This is a genomic window from Arcanobacterium buesumense (genome assembly GCF_012563545.1).
Classification (GTDB): domain Bacteria; phylum Actinomycetota; class Actinomycetes; order Actinomycetales; family Actinomycetaceae; genus Arcanobacterium; species Arcanobacterium buesumense.
In genome coordinates this window covers 1,661,929-1,679,068 of the sequence record NZ_CP050804.1, presented here as the reverse complement: position 1 = coordinate 1,679,068, position 17,140 = coordinate 1,661,929, and the positions used below count along the sequence as shown (strand labels likewise).

The window sequence follows — 17,140 nt, the reverse complement described above, 5'->3', positions numbered from 1 at the left end:
CAATGAGTTTAAGTATTGATAACCTTCATGTTTCTTATGGTAGTCACCAGGTTTTGAAGGGGTTGATTGTTACTGAGTTAGAACGCGGAACCGTCACTGGTTTGCTTGGCCCGAATGCGTGTGGCAAATCGACGTTAGTTAAAACGATTGCCGGAATTAAGAAGGCCGATTCTGGAACGTGTAACATTATCGACGCTGATGGTCGTCTTGTGCCTCGCAACGAACTTCGTGATGTTATCGGATATGTACCGCAAGATTTATTGACCAGTGCTTCATTGACAGCATTTGAGTCGATTGTGGTCTCCTCGCGCAGGGTGCGGGGGCGGCGGTTTGCCCGAATTGGTCAAGATGATTCGTTGTTGCAGGCCGGTATTGTGATGGAACGTTTGGGTATTGCACATTTGGCGCAACGCTATATTTCGGAGTTGTCGGGTGGCCAACGACAGCTTGTAGCAGTTGCTCAAATGTTGGTGCGAGAACCAGAGGTTTTATTGCTCGACGAGCCGACGTCGGCCTTGGATTTACGCCATCAAGTTGAGTTATTGCAGTTGGTTCGTAGCGAAGTGAAGAAGAACAATAGTTTGGCTCTGGTAGCGATTCACGATCTGAACTTAGCTGCGAGGTATTGTGACAATGTGCTTGTTCTCAAGGACGGTTTAACGTATTCGCAAGGTGGACCCGGGCAGGTTTTGACTCCCGACATTTTGTTTGAAGTGTACGGGTTTCGGGCGCGGGTTATCGACGACGAAGGTACTCCAGTGGTGTGTCCAGTTAATAGTTAACGTGTGGTTTGTTGGGGTGGCAAGAGTATTTTTGTGACCTTGGCATATTGGCTTTTGATAGTGGGCTAAGAGCTAGTACACTGGGAGAGTTGCCTCGGCGAGGGAACCGTAACCAGGTTTGGTGGCGAGTTCCGTTATCGACGCGGTCTCTACACTCCTTGAGAATGTAGCTTCCGATATTCGAGGCCGTCCACATAGTAAAGGAGTAATAATATGCCTGTAGTACTAAAGGCTTCTGTTCGTACCGAGTTTGGTAAGGGTGCTTCGCGCCGTATCCGCCGTGAAGATAAGCTTCCTGGCGTTGTTTATGGCCACGGTGAAGATCCGATCCATCTTGAGCTTGATTACCACGATACCTTCTTGGCTGTTCGTGGAAATGCTAACGCATTGCTATCGATTGATGTTGCTGGCGAAGAGCACTTGGTGATTGTTAAGGATGTTCAGCGTAACCCACTTTCACGCCTCATTGAGCACATCGATTTCCTTCGCGTGAAGAAGGGCGAGAAGGTTGACGTTGAACTTCCAGTCATCGTTGAAGGCGAGCCAGCTGGCGATGCTATGGCAACTCTTGAAATGTTGCAGGTTCTTGCTAAGGCATCGGCTACTGCGATTCCAGAATCTATCATCGTTAATGTTGATGGTTTGGAAGATGGTCAGCACGTCACCGTTGCAGATCTCGATCTGCCAGCTGATGTTGAAGTTGAACTTGATCCAGAAGCAGTTGTTGTGGTTGTTGCTGTTCCAGCAATGGAAACTGCAGCTGAAGATGGCGAAGAAGAAGGCGAAGCTGAAGCCGCTGAGTGATTGAACTCGTTGAGCTGTGAGGCCCGGCCCTGGTGGGCTCGGGCCTCACAGTCTTTTGCTGGGTGACATCAAACTATGTCGGAGCTGGCGGGTATAACTGAAGTGTGGCATGGAGATGCAATGCGGATACGGAAGGCGAAGTAAGTTATGTACACGGTAGTTGGATTAGGTAATCCGGGGCCGAAATATGCTGCAACTCGGCATAATATCGGCCATGTGGTTGTTGATGCGTTAGCCGATCGGCTAAATACTCGGTTGAGTGTGCATAAACAAACTAATACTCAATCGGCATCTACTCGTGTTGGTGTTGGTCCTGGTGTGCCGGGCGAACAGGTGATCTTGGGTGTCTCGCTCGGGTATATGAATACTTCTGGTGGTCCGGTTTCGTCTTTGATAGCGTACTATCATGGCACGGTGGATAACCTGATTGTTATTCACGATGAATTAGATTTGCCTTTTGGCACGCTGAAACTTAAACGTGGCGGTGGTGAAGGTGGACACAACGGATTGAAGTCGATTTCGCAATCGACTGGATCGAAAAACTATATTCGGTTGCGCTGTGGAATTGGTCGTCCACCGGGGCGCCAAGATCCGGCTGATTTTGTTTTGTCGCAGTTTTCTTCAGCAGAGCGCAAAGAGCTTGACCTCGTCATTGAGCTTGCTGCTGATGCAGTGATTGATGTTATTGAACGTGGTTTAGAAAAAGCCACGATGCGGCTGCATACGCCGTCGTAATACCGAAAGTAAAGAAAACCATGATGGATTTAACTGCGTTAGTTGAGCTTTTTTCAACTAGCTCGCGCATGGATGAACTGCGGGGAAACCATGTTGATGCAACTGTCCCGCGCGGTGCGCTTGCCCCGCTGGTGGCCGCGTTAACTGGCCGGGATAGTGGCCAAACGCAGGTGATTGTTACCGCAACAGGGCGCGAAGCCGATGATATGGCAACGATGCTTCGAGCCTACTTGCCGGAGGATTCAGTCAGCATTATTACAGCATGGGAAACATTGCCACATGAGCGACTCTCGCCGCGTTCAGATACTGTAGCACGGCGGCTATCAACATTTCGGCGCTTGGCCCACCCAGAAGAATTTGCGCCATTAGAAGTTGTTATTATTCCGGTGCGTGCCTTGCTACAGCCGGTGGCTAGTTATGTGGGTGAGCTAGAACCCGTGCGGATCGGGCTCGGTGATGTCATTAATATGGATCAGCTCCAAGAACAGCTTGTCCAGGCAGCCTATACCCGGGTAGATATGATCGAAAACCGGGGAGAGTTCGCAGTTCGTGGCGGAATTATCGATATTTTCCCGCCTACTGAACCGCATCCTTTGCGGGTGGAATTATTTGGTGACGAAGTAGATGATATTCGGTCCTTTGCAGTAGCAGATCAACGATCATTAGCGAAAAGAGCGCATGTCTATGCTCCACCATGCCGGGAGTTGGTACTTACTGATGAGGTGCGTTCTCAAGCAAGTAAAGCAATGGCAGACCTTCCGGGAGCTGTTGATATGCTGGAAAAAATTGCTGCCGGTATTGCGGTTGAAGGCATGGAATCGTTGATGCCAATTTTGGTGCCAAAGATGGTTCCCGTCCACGAATTTTTACCGCAGAATTCCCGCGTCATCGTCGTCGAACCTGAACGTGTGTTAGCCCGTTCAGAATCCCTCATCGAAACAACTGACGAGTTTTTGGCAGCCGCGTGGAGTGCGGCAGCCGCCGGTGGCGACGTTCCACTTAACGTTGAACGGGCATCTTTTATGACCCTCGCGGATATCCGCAATGATGTTACCCGGGCAGGGATACCGTGGTGGACACTCGGCGGACTACCACATGCCGAGTCGATCGATTTAGCGCTAAGTGAGCCACAAAATTTTGGTGGAAATGTCGATCAAGCTATCGAATATTTAGGTGACTTAGCACAACAACAGTGGCGGATCGTTATTGCTGCTCAAGGCCCAGGATTAGGACGGCGTCTAGCAGACCAGGTTGAAGCTGCCGGATATGGGGCGAGCTACAGCCTTGAACTGCCTCACCAACTCACTCCAGGCGTCATATATGTGACAGTTGCTCCGCTTCCCACTGGATTCTTAGCATCGTCCGCCCGTTTCGCGGTGTACGGAGCTAACGATTTTATGAATCGTAAACACGCCGGATTGAGTGAAACCCAAACGATGCCAAAACGGCGGAAAAATGCGGTTGATCCGTTGCAACTCAAACCGGGAGATTACGTTGTTCATCAACGTCACGGGGTTGCCCAATTCGTGAAGTTAGCTAAGCGTTCCCTAGGAGCTAACAACACTAACCAGCGCGAGTACGTCGTCTTGGAATATGCCCCAAGTAAACGTGGCGGAGCACGTGATCAGCTATGGGTTCCTACCGATCAGCTCGATCAAGTATCGAAATACTCCGGTGGTGATTCTCCGTCGTTAAATAAAATGGGTGGCGCTGACTGGGATAAAACCAAAGCTAAAGCCCGGGCAGCGGTTAAACAAATCGCGAAAGAACTCATTCGGCTATACGCTAAGCGTCGAGCTACCAAAGGTCACGCATTTTCTCCTGACACCCCGTGGCAACGAGAGTTAGAAGACGCCTTTGCCTACGTCGAAACTCCCGATCAGCTCACCACGATCGAGGAAGTCAAACGCGATATGGAATCGCCTGAACCGATGGATCGGTTGATTTCTGGTGACGTTGGATATGGAAAAACAGAGATCGCGGTTCGTGCTGCATTTAAAGCCGTACAAGACAATATGCAAGTAGCGGTGTTGGTTCCAACAACTATTTTGGTTCAACAGCACGCTGAAACATTTACTCAACGATATGCTGGATTTCCGGTAAACGTCGCTAGTTTATCGAGATTCCAAACCGCAAAAGAGGCTGATGAAATTCGGCAAGGAGTGCGCGATGGAAGTATCGATATTATTATCGGCACCCACCGGCTTATTACCGGAGACGTACGGTTTAAAAACCTAGGCCTCGTTATCATAGACGAAGAACAACGCTTCGGCGTTGAGCACAAGGAAATGCTCAAACAGCTGTATCCAACTGTGGATGTTTTGTCCATGTCAGCTACGCCAATTCCTCGAACATTAGAAATGGCAGTGACTGGAATCCGGCAAATGTCTACTCTGGCAACTCCGCCAGAAGAACGCCATCCAATCCTGACATATGTGGGTGCTCATGAACCTAAGCAAATAGCTGCGGCGATCAAACGTGAACTGTTACGTGATGGCCAAGTGTTCTACATTCACAATAGAACGCAATCAATTTACCGGGTTGCTGCGCAAATCTCCGAACTTGTACCGCAAGCAAGAGTTGGAATAGCCCACGGTAAAATGAGTGAAAATCAGCTTGAAGATATTATCCAAGCTTTTTGGGATAAAGAAATTGATGTTTTGGTGTGTACCACGATTGTAGAAACTGGCTTAGATATATCTAATGCCAATACGCTTATCGTAGAAGATGCACATAAGCTGGGACTTTCCCAATTACATCAGCTCCGAGGCAGAGTTGGCCGAGGGCGGGAACGTGCGTATGCCTATTTCCTCTATCCGCAAGATAAAGCGATGACGGAGACGGCTATTGAACGGCTACGAACCATTGCTGCTCATTCCGAACTAGGTGCAGGGATTCAAGTAGCGATGAAAGATCTAGAAATTCGCGGCGCTGGAAATATTTTAGGCGGCGAACAATCTGGTCATATTGCTGGAGTTGGTTTCGATCTGTATCTGCGTATGGTCTCAGATGCTGTGGCGCAATTGACAGGTCAAGACAAGCGTACTGAAGCGCAGCAGCAGGCAGATATGCGAATTGAACTGCCAGTGGAAGCATATGTACCCCAAACATGGGTGTCTTCAGAGCGGTTGCGATTGGAAATCTATACCAAAATTGCTGCTTCGGCTAATGAACAACAACGTGGCGATATTCGTACTGAATTAATTGACCGATACGGGCCAATCCCGGTCGAAGTGGAGCGCTTGTTTGCATTAGCTAAGTTGCGCGAACGTGCGCGGGACTACTCCGTGGAAGAAATTACTGTGATGGGGAAGAATCTTCGGTTAGCTCCGATTGTTTTGTCCGATTCTAGACACGCTCGATTGCGCCGGCTCTACCCTAAAGCGGTGGCTAAAGCTGCAATCCGCACAGTGCTCATACCGCTTGCTGATTTAACACATTCGCGTGAGCAGCACAGTGTGCTCAGCAATGAGGTAACACTAGAAAATGAGGACATCATTGAGGCTATCACCGCGATCATGGATCAATTATTGGCATAACAGTGGTGATAACTACGGTGATAACTAACAAGTGAAGAAATATAAGCCATCCGCGTAATTGTTATCGAACTGGGACTTTTAGCCGGGGTAGTGCGGAGAAATGTATGAGTTAGATGTCAATCGGCGGACTAAAATCTGCGAGTATTGCGCTCGGGATACCCAAATGGCGTAAAACGTAGGACAATAGAAGAGTACGTGCAGGGGATATAACCCGGTACGAGACTGCAAGACCAAAAATAACAATTTAAAGGAGTCCTTGTGGCACTTATTGAGGCAATTGCTGCCCGTGAAATTCTTGATTCTCGTGGCAACCCAACCGTTGAGGTTGAGGTTCTTCTAGACAACGGCGTTTTCGCTCGAGCGGAAGTTCCATCCGGCGCATCTACTGGTGCGTTCGAAGCTGTAGAACGTCGTGACGGTGATAAGTCCCGTTACGGTGGTAAGGGTGTAGCAGATGCTGTCGCTGCAGTATCCGAAGTTATCGAGCCAGAGATTGTTGGTCTTTCGGCATCCGATCAGCGTTACCTCGATCAAGCTCTTATTGACCTTGATGGCACCCACAACAAGGGCAAGATTGGCGCCAATGCTATTCTTGGTGTTTCGCTTGCTGTTGCTAAGGCAGCTGCTGAGTCAGCAGGTCTACCTCTGTACGCATACCTTGGTGGCCCGAACGCTCACGTTCTCCCAGTTCCAATGATGAACATTCTCAATGGTGGATCGCACGCAGATTCCAACGTTGATATCCAAGAGTTTATGATTGCTCCAATTGGCGCATCAACCTTCAAGGAAGCCCTACGTTGGGGTGCAGAGGTTTACCACGCACTCAAGGCTGTTCTGAAGGATCGTGGCCTCAACACCGGTCTTGGTGATGAAGGTGGCTTCGCACCAAACCTCGGCTCGAATGCTGAAGCTCTCGATTTGATCGTTGAAGCAATCAAGAAGGTCGGCTTGGAGCCAGGCAAGGATGTTGCACTCGCACTTGACGTTGCTTCCACCGAATTCTTCGAGAATGGCAAGTACATGTTCGAAGGCGAACTACGTGACACCGAGTACATGGTGAAGTACTACGATGAACTCGTTGCCAAGTACCCAATCGTTTCCATCGAAGATCCACTCTCCGAAGATGAGTGGGATGCTTGGAAGTCCCTCACTGATCACGTTGGCGATCGCGTCCAGCTCGTTGGCGACGATCTCTTCGTTACCAACCCAGAGCGCTTGAACAAGGGCATCAAGCTTGGTGCCGCAAACGCACTGCTCGTGAAGGTTAACCAGATTGGTACCCTCACCGAAACATTCGAAGCTGTTGAAGCAGCCCACCGTGCTGGTTACAAGTCAATGACTTCCCACCGCTCCGGTGAAACCGAAGACACCACGATTGCTGACCTTGCAGTTGCTACCAACTCCGGTCAGATCAAGACTGGTGCTCCAGCCCGTGGTGAGCGTGTTAACAAGTACAACCAGCTCCTTCGCATTGAAGAAGAGCTCGGCGATGCTGCAGTTTACGCTGGCGCATCGGCATTCCCACGCTTCAAGGCCTGAGGAATAGCAAGCTACTAAAAGCTCATGTGGGGGCGGTATAGCAAATGCGAAACCGCCCCCACATTGTTTCATGGCAGGCTAAACTAGAAAGATAATGAGAATGGAGAGGAAGAATAATGGTTGAAAAGATTATTCTTGACTGCGATCCTGGCCATGACGATGCAATCGCCATGTTATTAGCTGCCGGAAACCCAAATATCGAATTATTAGGTATTACTACTGTTGCTGGTAACCAGACGCTAGAAAAAGTCACTCGAAATGCACTATCTGTGTGTGCGGCGGCGAATATTACTGTCCCGGTGGCTCGCGGAGCTGCTGGCCCACTGGTCCAAAGGCAAATCACTGCCCCGGAAATTCACGGGACAAGTGGACTTGATGGCCCAGTCTTGCCAGAAGCCCACATGGAACTGGACCCGCGCCACGGCGTCGACTTCATCATCGAAACTATTATGAGCCAGCCCGCACAAACCGTTCATCTCGTCCCCGTCGGCCCTTTGACCAATATTGCGTTAGCGGCACGCAAGGAACCGGCAATAATTGACCGGGTTAAGTCAGTGATCCTCATGGGTGGTGCGTACACCCGTGGAAATTCCTCCCCAGCTGCTGAATTTAATATTTTTGCTGACCCAGAAGCTGCCCACATTGTTTTCGAACAATCTTGGCCAGTAACTATGGTTTCTCTGGATCTCACACATCAAGCCCTAGCTACTCAAGAGCTCCAGGACCGAGTGCGGGATATCAATACTGACTTATCTCGTTTTGTTCTAGATATTTGGGGGTTTGTTGGGGCGGCCTATAAGGACATGTATGATTTCCCAGCCCCACCTATCCATGATGCCGTATGCGTGGCAGCACTCATCGATCCGCAAATCATCACCTGTAGTAAAGCCTTTGTAACCGTGGAATTAACTGGAACATGGACGCGCGGCATGACAGTGACATCCTTTAAGGACGTAGCTCCCATGCGTCATCCTTTCCCAGTTCTCGACGACGATCAATACCGTACCGATGTGGCAACAACATTGGATTGGGATCGTTTTGCACAGTTGGTTGTTGATTCGATCCGAGCTTTAGGCCGATAAGTACGTTAGCGTGGGACGGCTCACCACTGCCGTCTCCACTTTCGTGCACGAGAGCTTTAAACTTAGAAATATGGTCCGTCGTCCTGTAAAGCGCTCATCCGGTACATCCGGATCTTTTCGTGCGCCTACTCCTCAGCAGCATGCGCATAAACCCGGTAGCGGACGAAAAAAATCAAAGCCGCAGTCGCGTCCGTCGTCGTCACGAAAAACTGAAGCTGGCTCGCGCTCGCGTTTTACCCGGGAGCATCATCTTGTTATTCAAGGGCAGCAGAAAACCCATCGAATTTCTCTTCGCTTAGCGACGGTGATGCTGTTTGTTCTCCTTGCTGTTTTGATCGTAGCTAATCCACTCACACAATACTTAGCGCAGCAAGAAGAGATTCGGAAAGCAAAAGCAGGATTAGTGCTTGTCAAAGAACGTGTGGATGCCTTAGAAGAAGAAAAAGCTTTGTGGAGCGATCCGGTTTTTATTCAAGCTAAAGCTCGTGAACGTTTGGGATTCGTTATGCCTGGGCAGACGTTATATACAACGACTGATCCGGATAAGGGATCTGCTACCGAACAGTTGAATGCTCGAACTGAAGAAGTTACTCGCTTGCGCCGTGAACAAACACCATTTTTCGTCACCGGTTGGGACTCTATTACGGTTGCTGGACAAATCGGTGAAATAGAAAATCCGCAGCACACTCCAATTTTGAATGAGCCGTTGCCGGATACCCCACCGGAGTCTGCGGAAACCCCGCCGGATGCTACGGATACGCCACCGGAATCGCCAGATTCCCCTGAATCAAAGGATACGAACGAATGACAACGATTTCCCTTGACGTTTTACAACGCGTGGCGCGCAATGCCACCGAGATCCGCCCTGGAGATAGGGAGATTTTGACTGCCCAACTAGGGCGAGATCCACGCGGCTTAGTTGGTATTGGTGCCCGCTGTGTGTGTGGTGCTCCAGCGGTGACGATTACCTATCCGCGGTTGCCTGATGGCTCTCCTTTCCCAACATTGTTTTACCTGTCCTACCCGTGGCTAGTTCGTGAGATTTCTCGGATTGAAAGCGCCGGTGAGATGGTGGCGTATAACGAGCGGCTAGCTAACGATCAGGAGTATGCGGCCAGTCATGTGCGGGCACATGAATCTTATGTTGCTCGCCGTGATTTACTAAAGGAGGTTCCAGAGATTGCTGGTAAGTCAGCCGGTGGAATGCCTGATCGGGTGAAGTGTTTACATGCGTTAGCTGGGTATGCGTTGGCAGTAGGTCCAGGAGTATGCCCGGTAGGCGATGAAGTATTAGCGCAGGCAGGGTGGGATCCGAATGTTTGCCATTGTTCTTCGACTGACGACGACGAGAACGCACCGGTGCAGGCATAGGAGCGGATTGTGCGCGTTGCAGGAATTGATTGTGGCACTAACTCCATTCGTTTATTAATCGCAGACGTTGATGCTCGTGGTGTGCTTACCGATATTGTGCGCCGTATGGAGATTGTGCGCTTGGGGCAAGGTGTGGATCGAATCGGTGAACTTGATCCGCAGGCTTTGGCTCGTACGTTCGCAGCAATTGACGATTATGCGAATGATATTGCGAAGTATAAATGTGAGTCGATTGTTTTTGCAGCAACATCGGCGACTCGTGACGCGCGCAATCGCGATGTTTTTATCTCGGGTGTGCGGGAACGGCTTGGTGTTAGCCCACAAGTGTTTAGTGGTATTCAAGAGGCGCGAACGTCATTTGCGGGGGCTATTCAGACCTTGACGGGTCCACTGGATCCAGTTTTAGCAATTGATCTTGGTGGCGGTTCTACCGAACTTGTTTTAGGTACGAGGGACGGCGATATTATCAGCGCATTTTCGATGGACGTTGGTTCGGTGCGGATGCGGGAACGTCGGCTAGTTTCAGATCCGGCAACGAGTGCGGAGATTGACGCGGCGCGTCATGATATTCGCCAGGCATTAGACGAAGCAGAACAGCATGTTAATCTGGGGCAAGCTCGCACTATTGTGGGCTTGGCTGGAACGATCACTTCTGTTGCAGCGCTTTCGTTGGGTCTTACTGAGTATGATCCGCAACGAATTCATGGTTTACAGATGAGTGTTGGCCACATTGAGCAGGCAACGCAGTGGTTTATTGATGCTACCTTCGATGAGCGCAGGAGTGTTGCCTTCTTACATCCTCAGCGCGCTGATGTGATGAATGCTGGGGCGTTGGTGTGGCAAGAAGTTGTTCGTCGCATTGTGTTGCGCAGTGAACAGGCTGGGCATCGGCTCGATTCGGTGATGATTTCGGAACATGATATTTTAGACGGCTTAGCGTTGCGAGCAGCGGGCGTGTTAGCGTAGTTGGCGTAACGGAAAGGGCGGGACATCGGTTATGTCCCGCCCTTCGTCTTATCAGATTTTTACTTCTTCTTGTGTTTCTTGTGCCTCTTTGTAGGCTGGCTACGCAGTCTGCGCGATTCGGTATGTAGTGGCCGCTTAGCGATGGCTCCTCGCTGTTGTTGCCGGGCACGACGGATAAGGAATAGTGCCCCTAGGATGAGAGAGAGGAGAGAGCCGAGAATAACGGCGACGCGGGCGTGTGGCCCATGGGGGTTACCTTCGGCGAAACTGAGTGTTGCGATGAGCAAAGAGACAGTAAAACCGATTCCTGCGACCCATGAGATAGCAAAAATATCGGGCAGGTCAACACCGTGTCCGAGTTTGAGCCGGAAAACTTTGATCATGAGGACGACGCCGCCGAAAATGCCGAGGAATTTACCTAAGGGTAGTCCTAGGTAGATTCCCATGGAGACGGGGTCTACGAGCATTGCGCCAAAGCCGCCTGAGTCGATAACGTTGACTCCGGCAGCAAAGAACGCGAAAATTGGCAGTATGAAGCCAGCGGAGTAGAAGTTGATTCTTTCGGCGAGCTGTTCGGTTAGGGGTTTGCGTTCTTTACCTTTCATGAGGGCAGGAACGGTCATCCCTAGGGCAACGCCGGCAATGGTGGCGTGTACTCCTGATAGGTGCATGAAGTACCAAGCGATGATTCCCAGTGGCCACAGTAAGTACCAGTGAATGATACGTTGTTGTACTAGGAAGCCGAAGATGGCTACGACGATGAGAGCGAGGCCGAGGTAGAGGAAGTTTACTCCGTCGGAGAAGAAGACGGCGATAATGACGATGCCGAGGAGATCGTCAACAACTGCGAGAGTCATGAGGAAGGTTCGGACTACTGGCGGGAATCCTTTGCCGAAAACTCCGAGGACGGCGAGGGCGAAAGCGATATCAGTAGCAACTGGAACTGCCCAGCCGTCATAGATTGTTGAGCCGGATAAAACTTGAATAATAGAGTAGACGGCAACCGGGCCGATCATGCCACAGACAGCTGCAAGAATGGGAACAAGAGCTTGTTTGATATCGCGCAGTGATCCGGCAACGAATTCGTGTTTGAGCTCGAGTCCGACGACGAAGAAGAAGATAGCTAGCAGGCCATCGGCTGCCCAGTGCGATAGCGGCAATCCTAAGTGTAAGGATTGGGGGCCGATCACTGTTTCCGATAGGTGCATATAAGATTCACGTAGAGGTGAATTAGCCCATATAAGTGCAATAAGTGCCCCTAAAATAAGGACTATTCCGGCAGTGGCTTCATTTTGTAGCGCTCGCCGATAACGGGCGATGAGGCTTGGACGATGAGGCATGTACCAGCTCCATTCTTAGTTTCTGGCATAGTTTTTCGTTATTTTCCTATTGTTTCGATGCTCTTCAGTCTACGCTTTTGTTGCGGAGGGGTGACTTTTAAGGCCCGTCTATGAGCAAAATGAGATGAAAAACGTGTTGGTTTTGCTTAATTGGCTGTTGACCCATTAGGATTATCTCGGTAGTTCTTACTACCGTGCCTCCATAGCCCAATCGGCAGAGGCAGCAGACTTAAAATCTGTTCAGTGTGGGTTCGAGTCCCACTGGAGGCACTAAAGACCCGCGATATCACAAGGATATCGCGGGTCTTTGCTATATTGTGCAGTTTTTCTGCGATCTGGCTTGGATGTTTTGGCTTGAAGTGCCGGTATCTCTAAGCTTTTCAGTGAAACTTACACGTCTGATTTTTCGTAGCGTAGGTAGCCTAAGACAAATGCGATGATGCTGTAGCTGGCGTAGATCAGGAATGCTGCAGCAGGTGAATAGTGTATGGCATCTTCTATCGGTGGGAAATTAGCGTTTGTTTGGAGTGCTGTCCCGATGAGCTCGGTTGGTAAATGAGGTGGCACATAGTAACGGAAGGTATCGAACTTGGTGAAGATGAGCATAATGAGGGGGAGAAGAAAAATGAATGCGATCATTGAGCTGATGCCACCAGCCGTTGAACGCAAGATATAACCTAATCCGGTAGCCATTATTGCTGTGAGTACGACGATCCCAACCAGCGTTAGCAAAATGAGAATATCATTCCAGGCAAGGTCAGATTTTCCACCAGCGATGATCGCGATAATGATAAAGGCGATTGCAATAATGGCGATTGAGGCTAGCGCAGTGTAGAGTGCGACAGCGAGAACCTTCGCACCCATAGTTACCAATCGGCGAGGGGTGGCTAAAACAGTTGTGCGCATCGTATTTGACGCATACTCGTTCGTGACAGCTAGAGTACCGATAACAATTGCAAACAATAAATATACTTGAGTACCGCCAGTAGCATCTTCAACTGTTAATGCGAAACCTTGGCTGTCTGCACGAGAAAATAACGCACTTGTGACTGGTGCACCAATAAGTAGGATGGAAAAAATAATCAAGTTTAGCCAGAATGACCGATGGCGCAGTTTGAGTAGCTCGCTAGTAAATGTGCGCCCAAATGTATTTTTATTGCCACCTGACGCGTAAACCGATGTGTAGTGTGTCGCGCTCACTGTGCACCTCCATTTTTGTCGTTCATACGGTAATCGACAGCTTCATCGGTTAATTCCATAAAGACATCTTCGAGTGATGAATGAATCTCAGATAGTTCGTGTAACTCAATATTGTGTTGATACAGCAAGTGACCGATCACCTCAGAGGTCGATCCTGCAATAGTGAATCGTCCGTGCGGGCGTTCTTGTTCTGGCTGTTCGAAGGTGAATTCGACGCCGTGCTCACTCAAAGCCTGAGTGATAGCTTCAGTTTCTGGGCCACTGACCTGGACGGTTGTACGAGATGAAGAATGAGTGAACTTGCCAATTGGTCCGGCATCAATCAACCGCCCCCGTCCGATGATAACGACGTCGTCTGCAGTCAAGGACATTTCAGACATGAGATGAGAGGAAACCAAAACAGTTCGTCCTTCCCCAGCAAGGTGACGCATAAGGTTACGCACCCACTTCACACCATCTGGGTCTAAGCCATTAACAGGTTCGTCAAAGATGAGATATTCTGGATCGCCGAGTAGTGCTGTGGCGATACCTAGGCGTTGGCTCATACCGAGTGAGAATCCACCAACTTTTTTCTTTGCAACAGACGCTATGCCAGTAGTTTCAAGAACTCGATCGATTTGTGTTGCGGGAATGGCGTGGGTAGCAGCGACAATCTCTAGGTGCCGCCGAGCTGTTACTTTGGGGTTAAACGCTTTCCCGTCAAGCAATGCGCCAACTTTAGTAATTGGGGCCTGATTCTTTACATAGGAGTGGCCGTCTATCAGGGCAGTGCCGGAAGAAGGGGTATCTAATCCTAAAAGACAACGTAATGTTGTTGATTTTCCAGAACCGTTGGGTCCAAGAAAACCGGTGACGGCACCTGCCCGAACGTTAAAGGATAAATCGTTAACTGCTCGAACCTGGCCATAGTTTTTATATAGATGCTCAACAGTGATCATCCAGCCACAACCTTTCATCGTTTTAGCTGACATTTTCATGTTACTGTATTTTGGTTTTGGGACAGCGTAGTTGTGGATAATTCTTATGTTATCCACTGGTGTGCCGGCTTATTTAGCTGAAGAAATGCTGGAAAATCTATGAGTTTTCTCCTGCCAGAGAAAAATGGCCGGGCGATAACTTACCGATCCGTTAGACTGAGAAATAGAAAAAGTGTGCAAATTGCATGCAGTAATAAGCTAGGAGGTTCGTTTATGAGCAACCCAGTCATGTCTCGTAACCCGTATTTCACCGGTCAGACTCAGCGGCCAAATCAATTCGATCAAGCAACCCTTGGTCAGCCACAGGCTCAACCGGTACCCACCGCATTTGATGCGCAGCCAGTTGATGGACGGATGACGTACACCGATGCTATGAATAAAACTGCCCTACTCTTGGGAGTTACCCTAGTATCGGCTGTTCTAGCTGCATTTATTGTGCCGGTGCCATCTTTCCCAGCAGTTGCTATGTTAACGGCACTTGCTGCCTTTGGAGTGGGGATGTTCGCTGCTTTCAAGCCGATGGTCTCGCCGGGGTTAGCATTGAGTTATGCGGTCCTAGAAGGTGTTGCTTTAGGAACTATCACTGGGGCATTTAACATCTTCTATCCTGGGATTGCTTTCCAAGCAATTTTGGCGACGGCTGTGATTGTTGCAGTAACGTTGGGGCTTCACTATTCTGGTGCGGTTCGTACCACGCCTCGGGGCCGTAAGATTGTCTATGTTGTAGCTATCGGATACTTAGTGTTCTCGCTTCTGAACATGATTCTCGTTGCCACTGGTATGCTCGATAACTTCGGCTTGCGTAGCGGTGGATTTGGCATCCTGATTGGGATGGTAATGATTGTTGTTGCCGCGTACATGCTCATTGCTGATTTTGAGCAAGTTAATGAGGCGATTGATCGTGGCGCTCCAAAGGAATTTGCATGGACCGCTGGGTTGGCAATCGTTATGACTATCTTGTGGATCTATATTGAAGTTTTGCGTATTCTCGCTATCTTTGCTGATAGGTCATAACCTTTATCATCATGTAGGGGCCGTATCTTTATCAGATACGGCCCCAACATTTTTAACATTTTTATGACGTGGTTAGCGCTGAGGTGATTAGCGCGTGAAGTGCTTCGAAAAAGCAGTTTGTGTTACACCGAGAATATCGACGACGAAAACCAAGACGTCGTCGCCTTTAATACCTGCACGTGGATTTCCAGCCGCTCCATAACCCTTTTCCGGTGGCACGATGATCATGACACGAGAACCGACCTGCTTGCCGACGAGTGCCTGGTCCCATCCTTTTATAACCATCCCAACACCAATGGGAAACCGTGTTGGTTCGCTCCGGAAATAGGAAGAGTCAAAAAGCTCTCCATTCCAAATCTGGCCATGGTAGTTAACTTCAACCTCATCGCCAGCTTGAACAACTTTGCCATTTCCCTCTTCAAGTAAAACAACCTTGAGCCCCTTGGGTGCTTCTGGAGTGGGATAGGTGATCGTTGGCGTTTCGCCAAATGAACCAGAAACAGTCGGAAGTGCAACCGTCATAGTGATACCTTTCGATTAACGTGGCAACCTTTGCCGGCCGCCTTCATAACATCATTCTAATCAAGATTAATAAACGAATGAGAGTCAGACGGGGACGTGTTTGCTAACGGACCTGAGCCAGGCATTGGACATGGCATCCCGGTAGCTGCGTGGCAACGGTAGCCAAAGGGGTTTTTATCTAAATACTGCTGATGGTCATCCTCGGCTGGATAAAATGGTCCAGCTTCGTTTGCTTCCCGTACTTCAGTGACGATGTCACCTTTGCCTGCATCATGTAGCACCTTCGAATACGTAGCAATGGACTGCTCGATGAAGTTACGTTGCTGATCAGTGGTATAGAAGATAGCGGAGCGATATTGGGTGCCGACGTCGTTACCTTGCCGATTTAACGACGTCGGATCATGCATCTCCCAAAATGTCTTAATAACATGCGCGATGGCATCGTCTTTGCATACCACACGCACTGTCTCTGTGTGCCCCGTTAGCCCAGTACATGTTTGGCGATAGGTTGGGTGAGCGGTGAACCCGCCCATGAAACCCACAGCGGTACTGATAACACCTGGTAGTTGCCACATGATCTCTTCTACGCCCCAGTAGCAACCGCCAGCAAGGTAAATGACTTGCTCTCCGGAGCCAGGTTCAGCCAAAAGGTCGGTTCCGAGAACTGTGTGCGGGCGAGGATTGGGTAATACTGGTGTGGTATTATCAGGTAGCGCTGTTTGTTTCGTCAACATATTTTAGCCTTGGAAAGGTTCGATGCCGAGCACTTTAACGGAAAACTCTTTACCGTTCGGGGCAGTGTAGGAGGTCTCATCGCCTACTTTCTTGCCCATAATTGCCGAACCGAGAGGGGCTGTTTCTGGGTAAACATCGATATCAACGAAATCAGCAGCTTCGCGTGATCCGAGCAAGAACTTCTTGTGTCGGCCGTTGACTTCAGCAGTAATGACAAGACCAGGGGCAACCTCGGTGAGCTTTTGTGGAGCATCGCCAACTTCGGCATGTTCAAGAAGATAGGTGAGTTCCTGAATCCGACCTTCCATCTTCGACTGCTCTTCACGCGCCGCATGGTAGCCACCGTTTTCCCGAAGGTCACCTTCGGAACGAGCTTCTTCGATCTTGGTAGCAATCTCCGAACGGCCAGTAGTTTTTAAGTGCTCAAGTTCGGCACTTAGACGATCAAAGGTTTCTTGTGAGAGCCATGTAGTTTCAGCCATGTGCTTTCTCCTTGGTTATATAGTGTGACAATAGTTCATTGCCGAGGCGGAT

General features: G+C 49.6%; 16 protein-coding genes and 1 tRNA gene. 11 read left to right on the top strand and 6 right to left on the bottom strand.

Translation table 11 applies throughout. The features are described from left to right. Positions 1–2 precede the first annotated feature (2 nt). The 9 genes from HC352_RS07750 (at position 3) to HC352_RS09025 (ending at position 10,818) form a co-directional block, all read left to right on the top strand. Entirely contained in the window at positions 3–782 is a 780-nt protein-coding gene (locus HC352_RS07750) for an ABC transporter ATP-binding protein (protein WP_168918330.1), read from the top strand. Positions 783–995: 213 nt separating this feature from the next. Further along, entirely contained in the window at positions 996–1,586 is a 591-nt protein-coding gene (locus tag HC352_RS07745; protein ID WP_168918329.1) for a 50S ribosomal protein L25/general stress protein Ctc, read from the top strand. Positions 1,587–1,733: 147 nt separating this feature from the next. Next, on the top strand, positions 1,734–2,321 hold the full coding sequence (pth, locus tag HC352_RS07740; protein ID WP_168918328.1) for an aminoacyl-tRNA hydrolase: 588 nt from the start codon (positions 1,734–1,736) through the stop codon (positions 2,319–2,321). 23 nt (positions 2,322–2,344) lie between these two features. Then, the gene (mfd, locus tag HC352_RS07735) at positions 2,345–5,860 is read left to right on the top strand and encodes a transcription-repair coupling factor (RefSeq protein WP_168918652.1); all 3,516 of its coding nucleotides are present in this window, start codon (positions 2,345–2,347) and stop codon (positions 5,858–5,860) included. 258 nt (positions 5,861–6,118) lie between these two features. Next, a complete protein-coding gene (eno, locus tag HC352_RS07730) occupies positions 6,119–7,399 on the top strand; it encodes a phosphopyruvate hydratase (protein ID WP_168918327.1) in 1,281 nt (426 codons plus the stop codon). A gap of 116 nt (positions 7,400–7,515) precedes the next feature. After that, positions 7,516–8,481, top strand: a complete 966-nt coding sequence (locus HC352_RS07725; protein ID WP_168918326.1) for a nucleoside hydrolase — start codon at positions 7,516–7,518, stop codon at positions 8,479–8,481. 70 nt (positions 8,482–8,551) lie between these two features. Then, positions 8,552–9,289, top strand: a complete 738-nt coding sequence (locus HC352_RS07720) for an FtsB family cell division protein (protein WP_168918325.1) — start codon at positions 8,552–8,554, stop codon at positions 9,287–9,289. Continuing rightward, positions 9,286–9,852 carry a DUF501 domain-containing protein gene (locus HC352_RS09030; RefSeq protein WP_211080659.1) on the top strand — a complete coding sequence of 189 codons (567 nt, stop codon included), beginning with the start codon at positions 9,286–9,288 and terminating at the stop codon, positions 9,850–9,852. Before HC352_RS07720 ends, HC352_RS09030 begins: the two co-directional genes overlap by 4 nt. Positions 9,853–9,861: 9 nt before the next feature. Continuing rightward, positions 9,862–10,818 (top strand): Ppx/GppA phosphatase family protein, encoded by a 957-nt coding sequence (locus tag HC352_RS09025; RefSeq protein WP_211080658.1) that lies wholly within the window; start codon positions 9,862–9,864, stop codon positions 10,816–10,818. A 59-nt stretch (positions 10,819–10,877) separates the two neighbouring features. Here the strand turns inward: HC352_RS09025 and nhaA are convergent, their stop codons facing one another. After that, positions 10,878–12,158, bottom strand: a complete 1,281-nt coding sequence (gene nhaA / locus HC352_RS07710) for a Na+/H+ antiporter NhaA (RefSeq protein ID WP_168918324.1) — start codon at positions 12,156–12,158, stop codon at positions 10,878–10,880. 196 nt (positions 12,159–12,354) lie between these two features. Between nhaA and HC352_RS07705 the strand changes: the two genes are divergently transcribed. Next, positions 12,355–12,428, top strand: a tRNA-Leu gene (locus HC352_RS07705). A 120-nt stretch (positions 12,429–12,548) separates the two neighbouring features. On the opposite strand, the gene HC352_RS07700 is transcribed toward HC352_RS07705, so the two are convergent. Both HC352_RS07700 and HC352_RS07695 read right to left on the bottom strand, forming a co-directional pair. Continuing rightward, positions 12,549–13,358: an ABC transporter permease subunit gene (locus tag HC352_RS07700; RefSeq protein ID WP_168918323.1), complete on the bottom strand. Its 810-nt coding sequence runs from the start codon at positions 13,356–13,358 to the stop codon at positions 12,549–12,551. Further along, the gene (locus HC352_RS07695; RefSeq protein ID WP_247645184.1) at positions 13,355–14,335 is read right to left on the bottom strand and encodes an ABC transporter ATP-binding protein; all 981 of its coding nucleotides are present in this window, start codon (positions 14,333–14,335) and stop codon (positions 13,355–13,357) included. The genes HC352_RS07700 and HC352_RS07695 overlap by 4 nt, the downstream gene beginning before the upstream one ends. Positions 14,336–14,548: 213 nt before the next feature. Here HC352_RS07695 and HC352_RS07690 point away from each other — a divergent pair, with 213 nt between their 5' ends. Continuing rightward, entirely contained in the window at positions 14,549–15,349 is an 801-nt protein-coding gene (locus HC352_RS07690) for a Bax inhibitor-1/YccA family protein (RefSeq protein ID WP_168918322.1), read from the top strand. Positions 15,350–15,436: 87 nt separating this feature from the next. Here the strand turns inward: HC352_RS07690 and HC352_RS07685 are convergent, their stop codons facing one another. Genes HC352_RS07685 through greA form a run of 3 tightly spaced genes read right to left on the bottom strand, consistent with a single transcriptional unit; the run spans position 15,437 to position 17,088 of the window. After that, positions 15,437–15,871 (bottom strand): FKBP-type peptidyl-prolyl cis-trans isomerase, encoded by a 435-nt coding sequence (locus tag HC352_RS07685; RefSeq protein WP_168918321.1) that lies wholly within the window; start codon positions 15,869–15,871, stop codon positions 15,437–15,439. A gap of 56 nt (positions 15,872–15,927) precedes the next feature. Further along, positions 15,928–16,605, bottom strand: coding sequence for a peptide-methionine (S)-S-oxide reductase MsrA (gene msrA / locus HC352_RS07680; RefSeq protein ID WP_168918320.1), 678 nt, complete (start codon positions 16,603–16,605; stop codon positions 15,928–15,930). Between the two features lie 3 nt (positions 16,606–16,608). Continuing rightward, positions 16,609–17,088 carry a transcription elongation factor GreA gene (gene greA, locus HC352_RS07675; protein WP_168918319.1) on the bottom strand — a complete coding sequence of 160 codons (480 nt, stop codon included), beginning with the start codon at positions 17,086–17,088 and terminating at the stop codon, positions 16,609–16,611. Between the last annotated feature and the right edge of the window lie 52 nt (positions 17,089–17,140).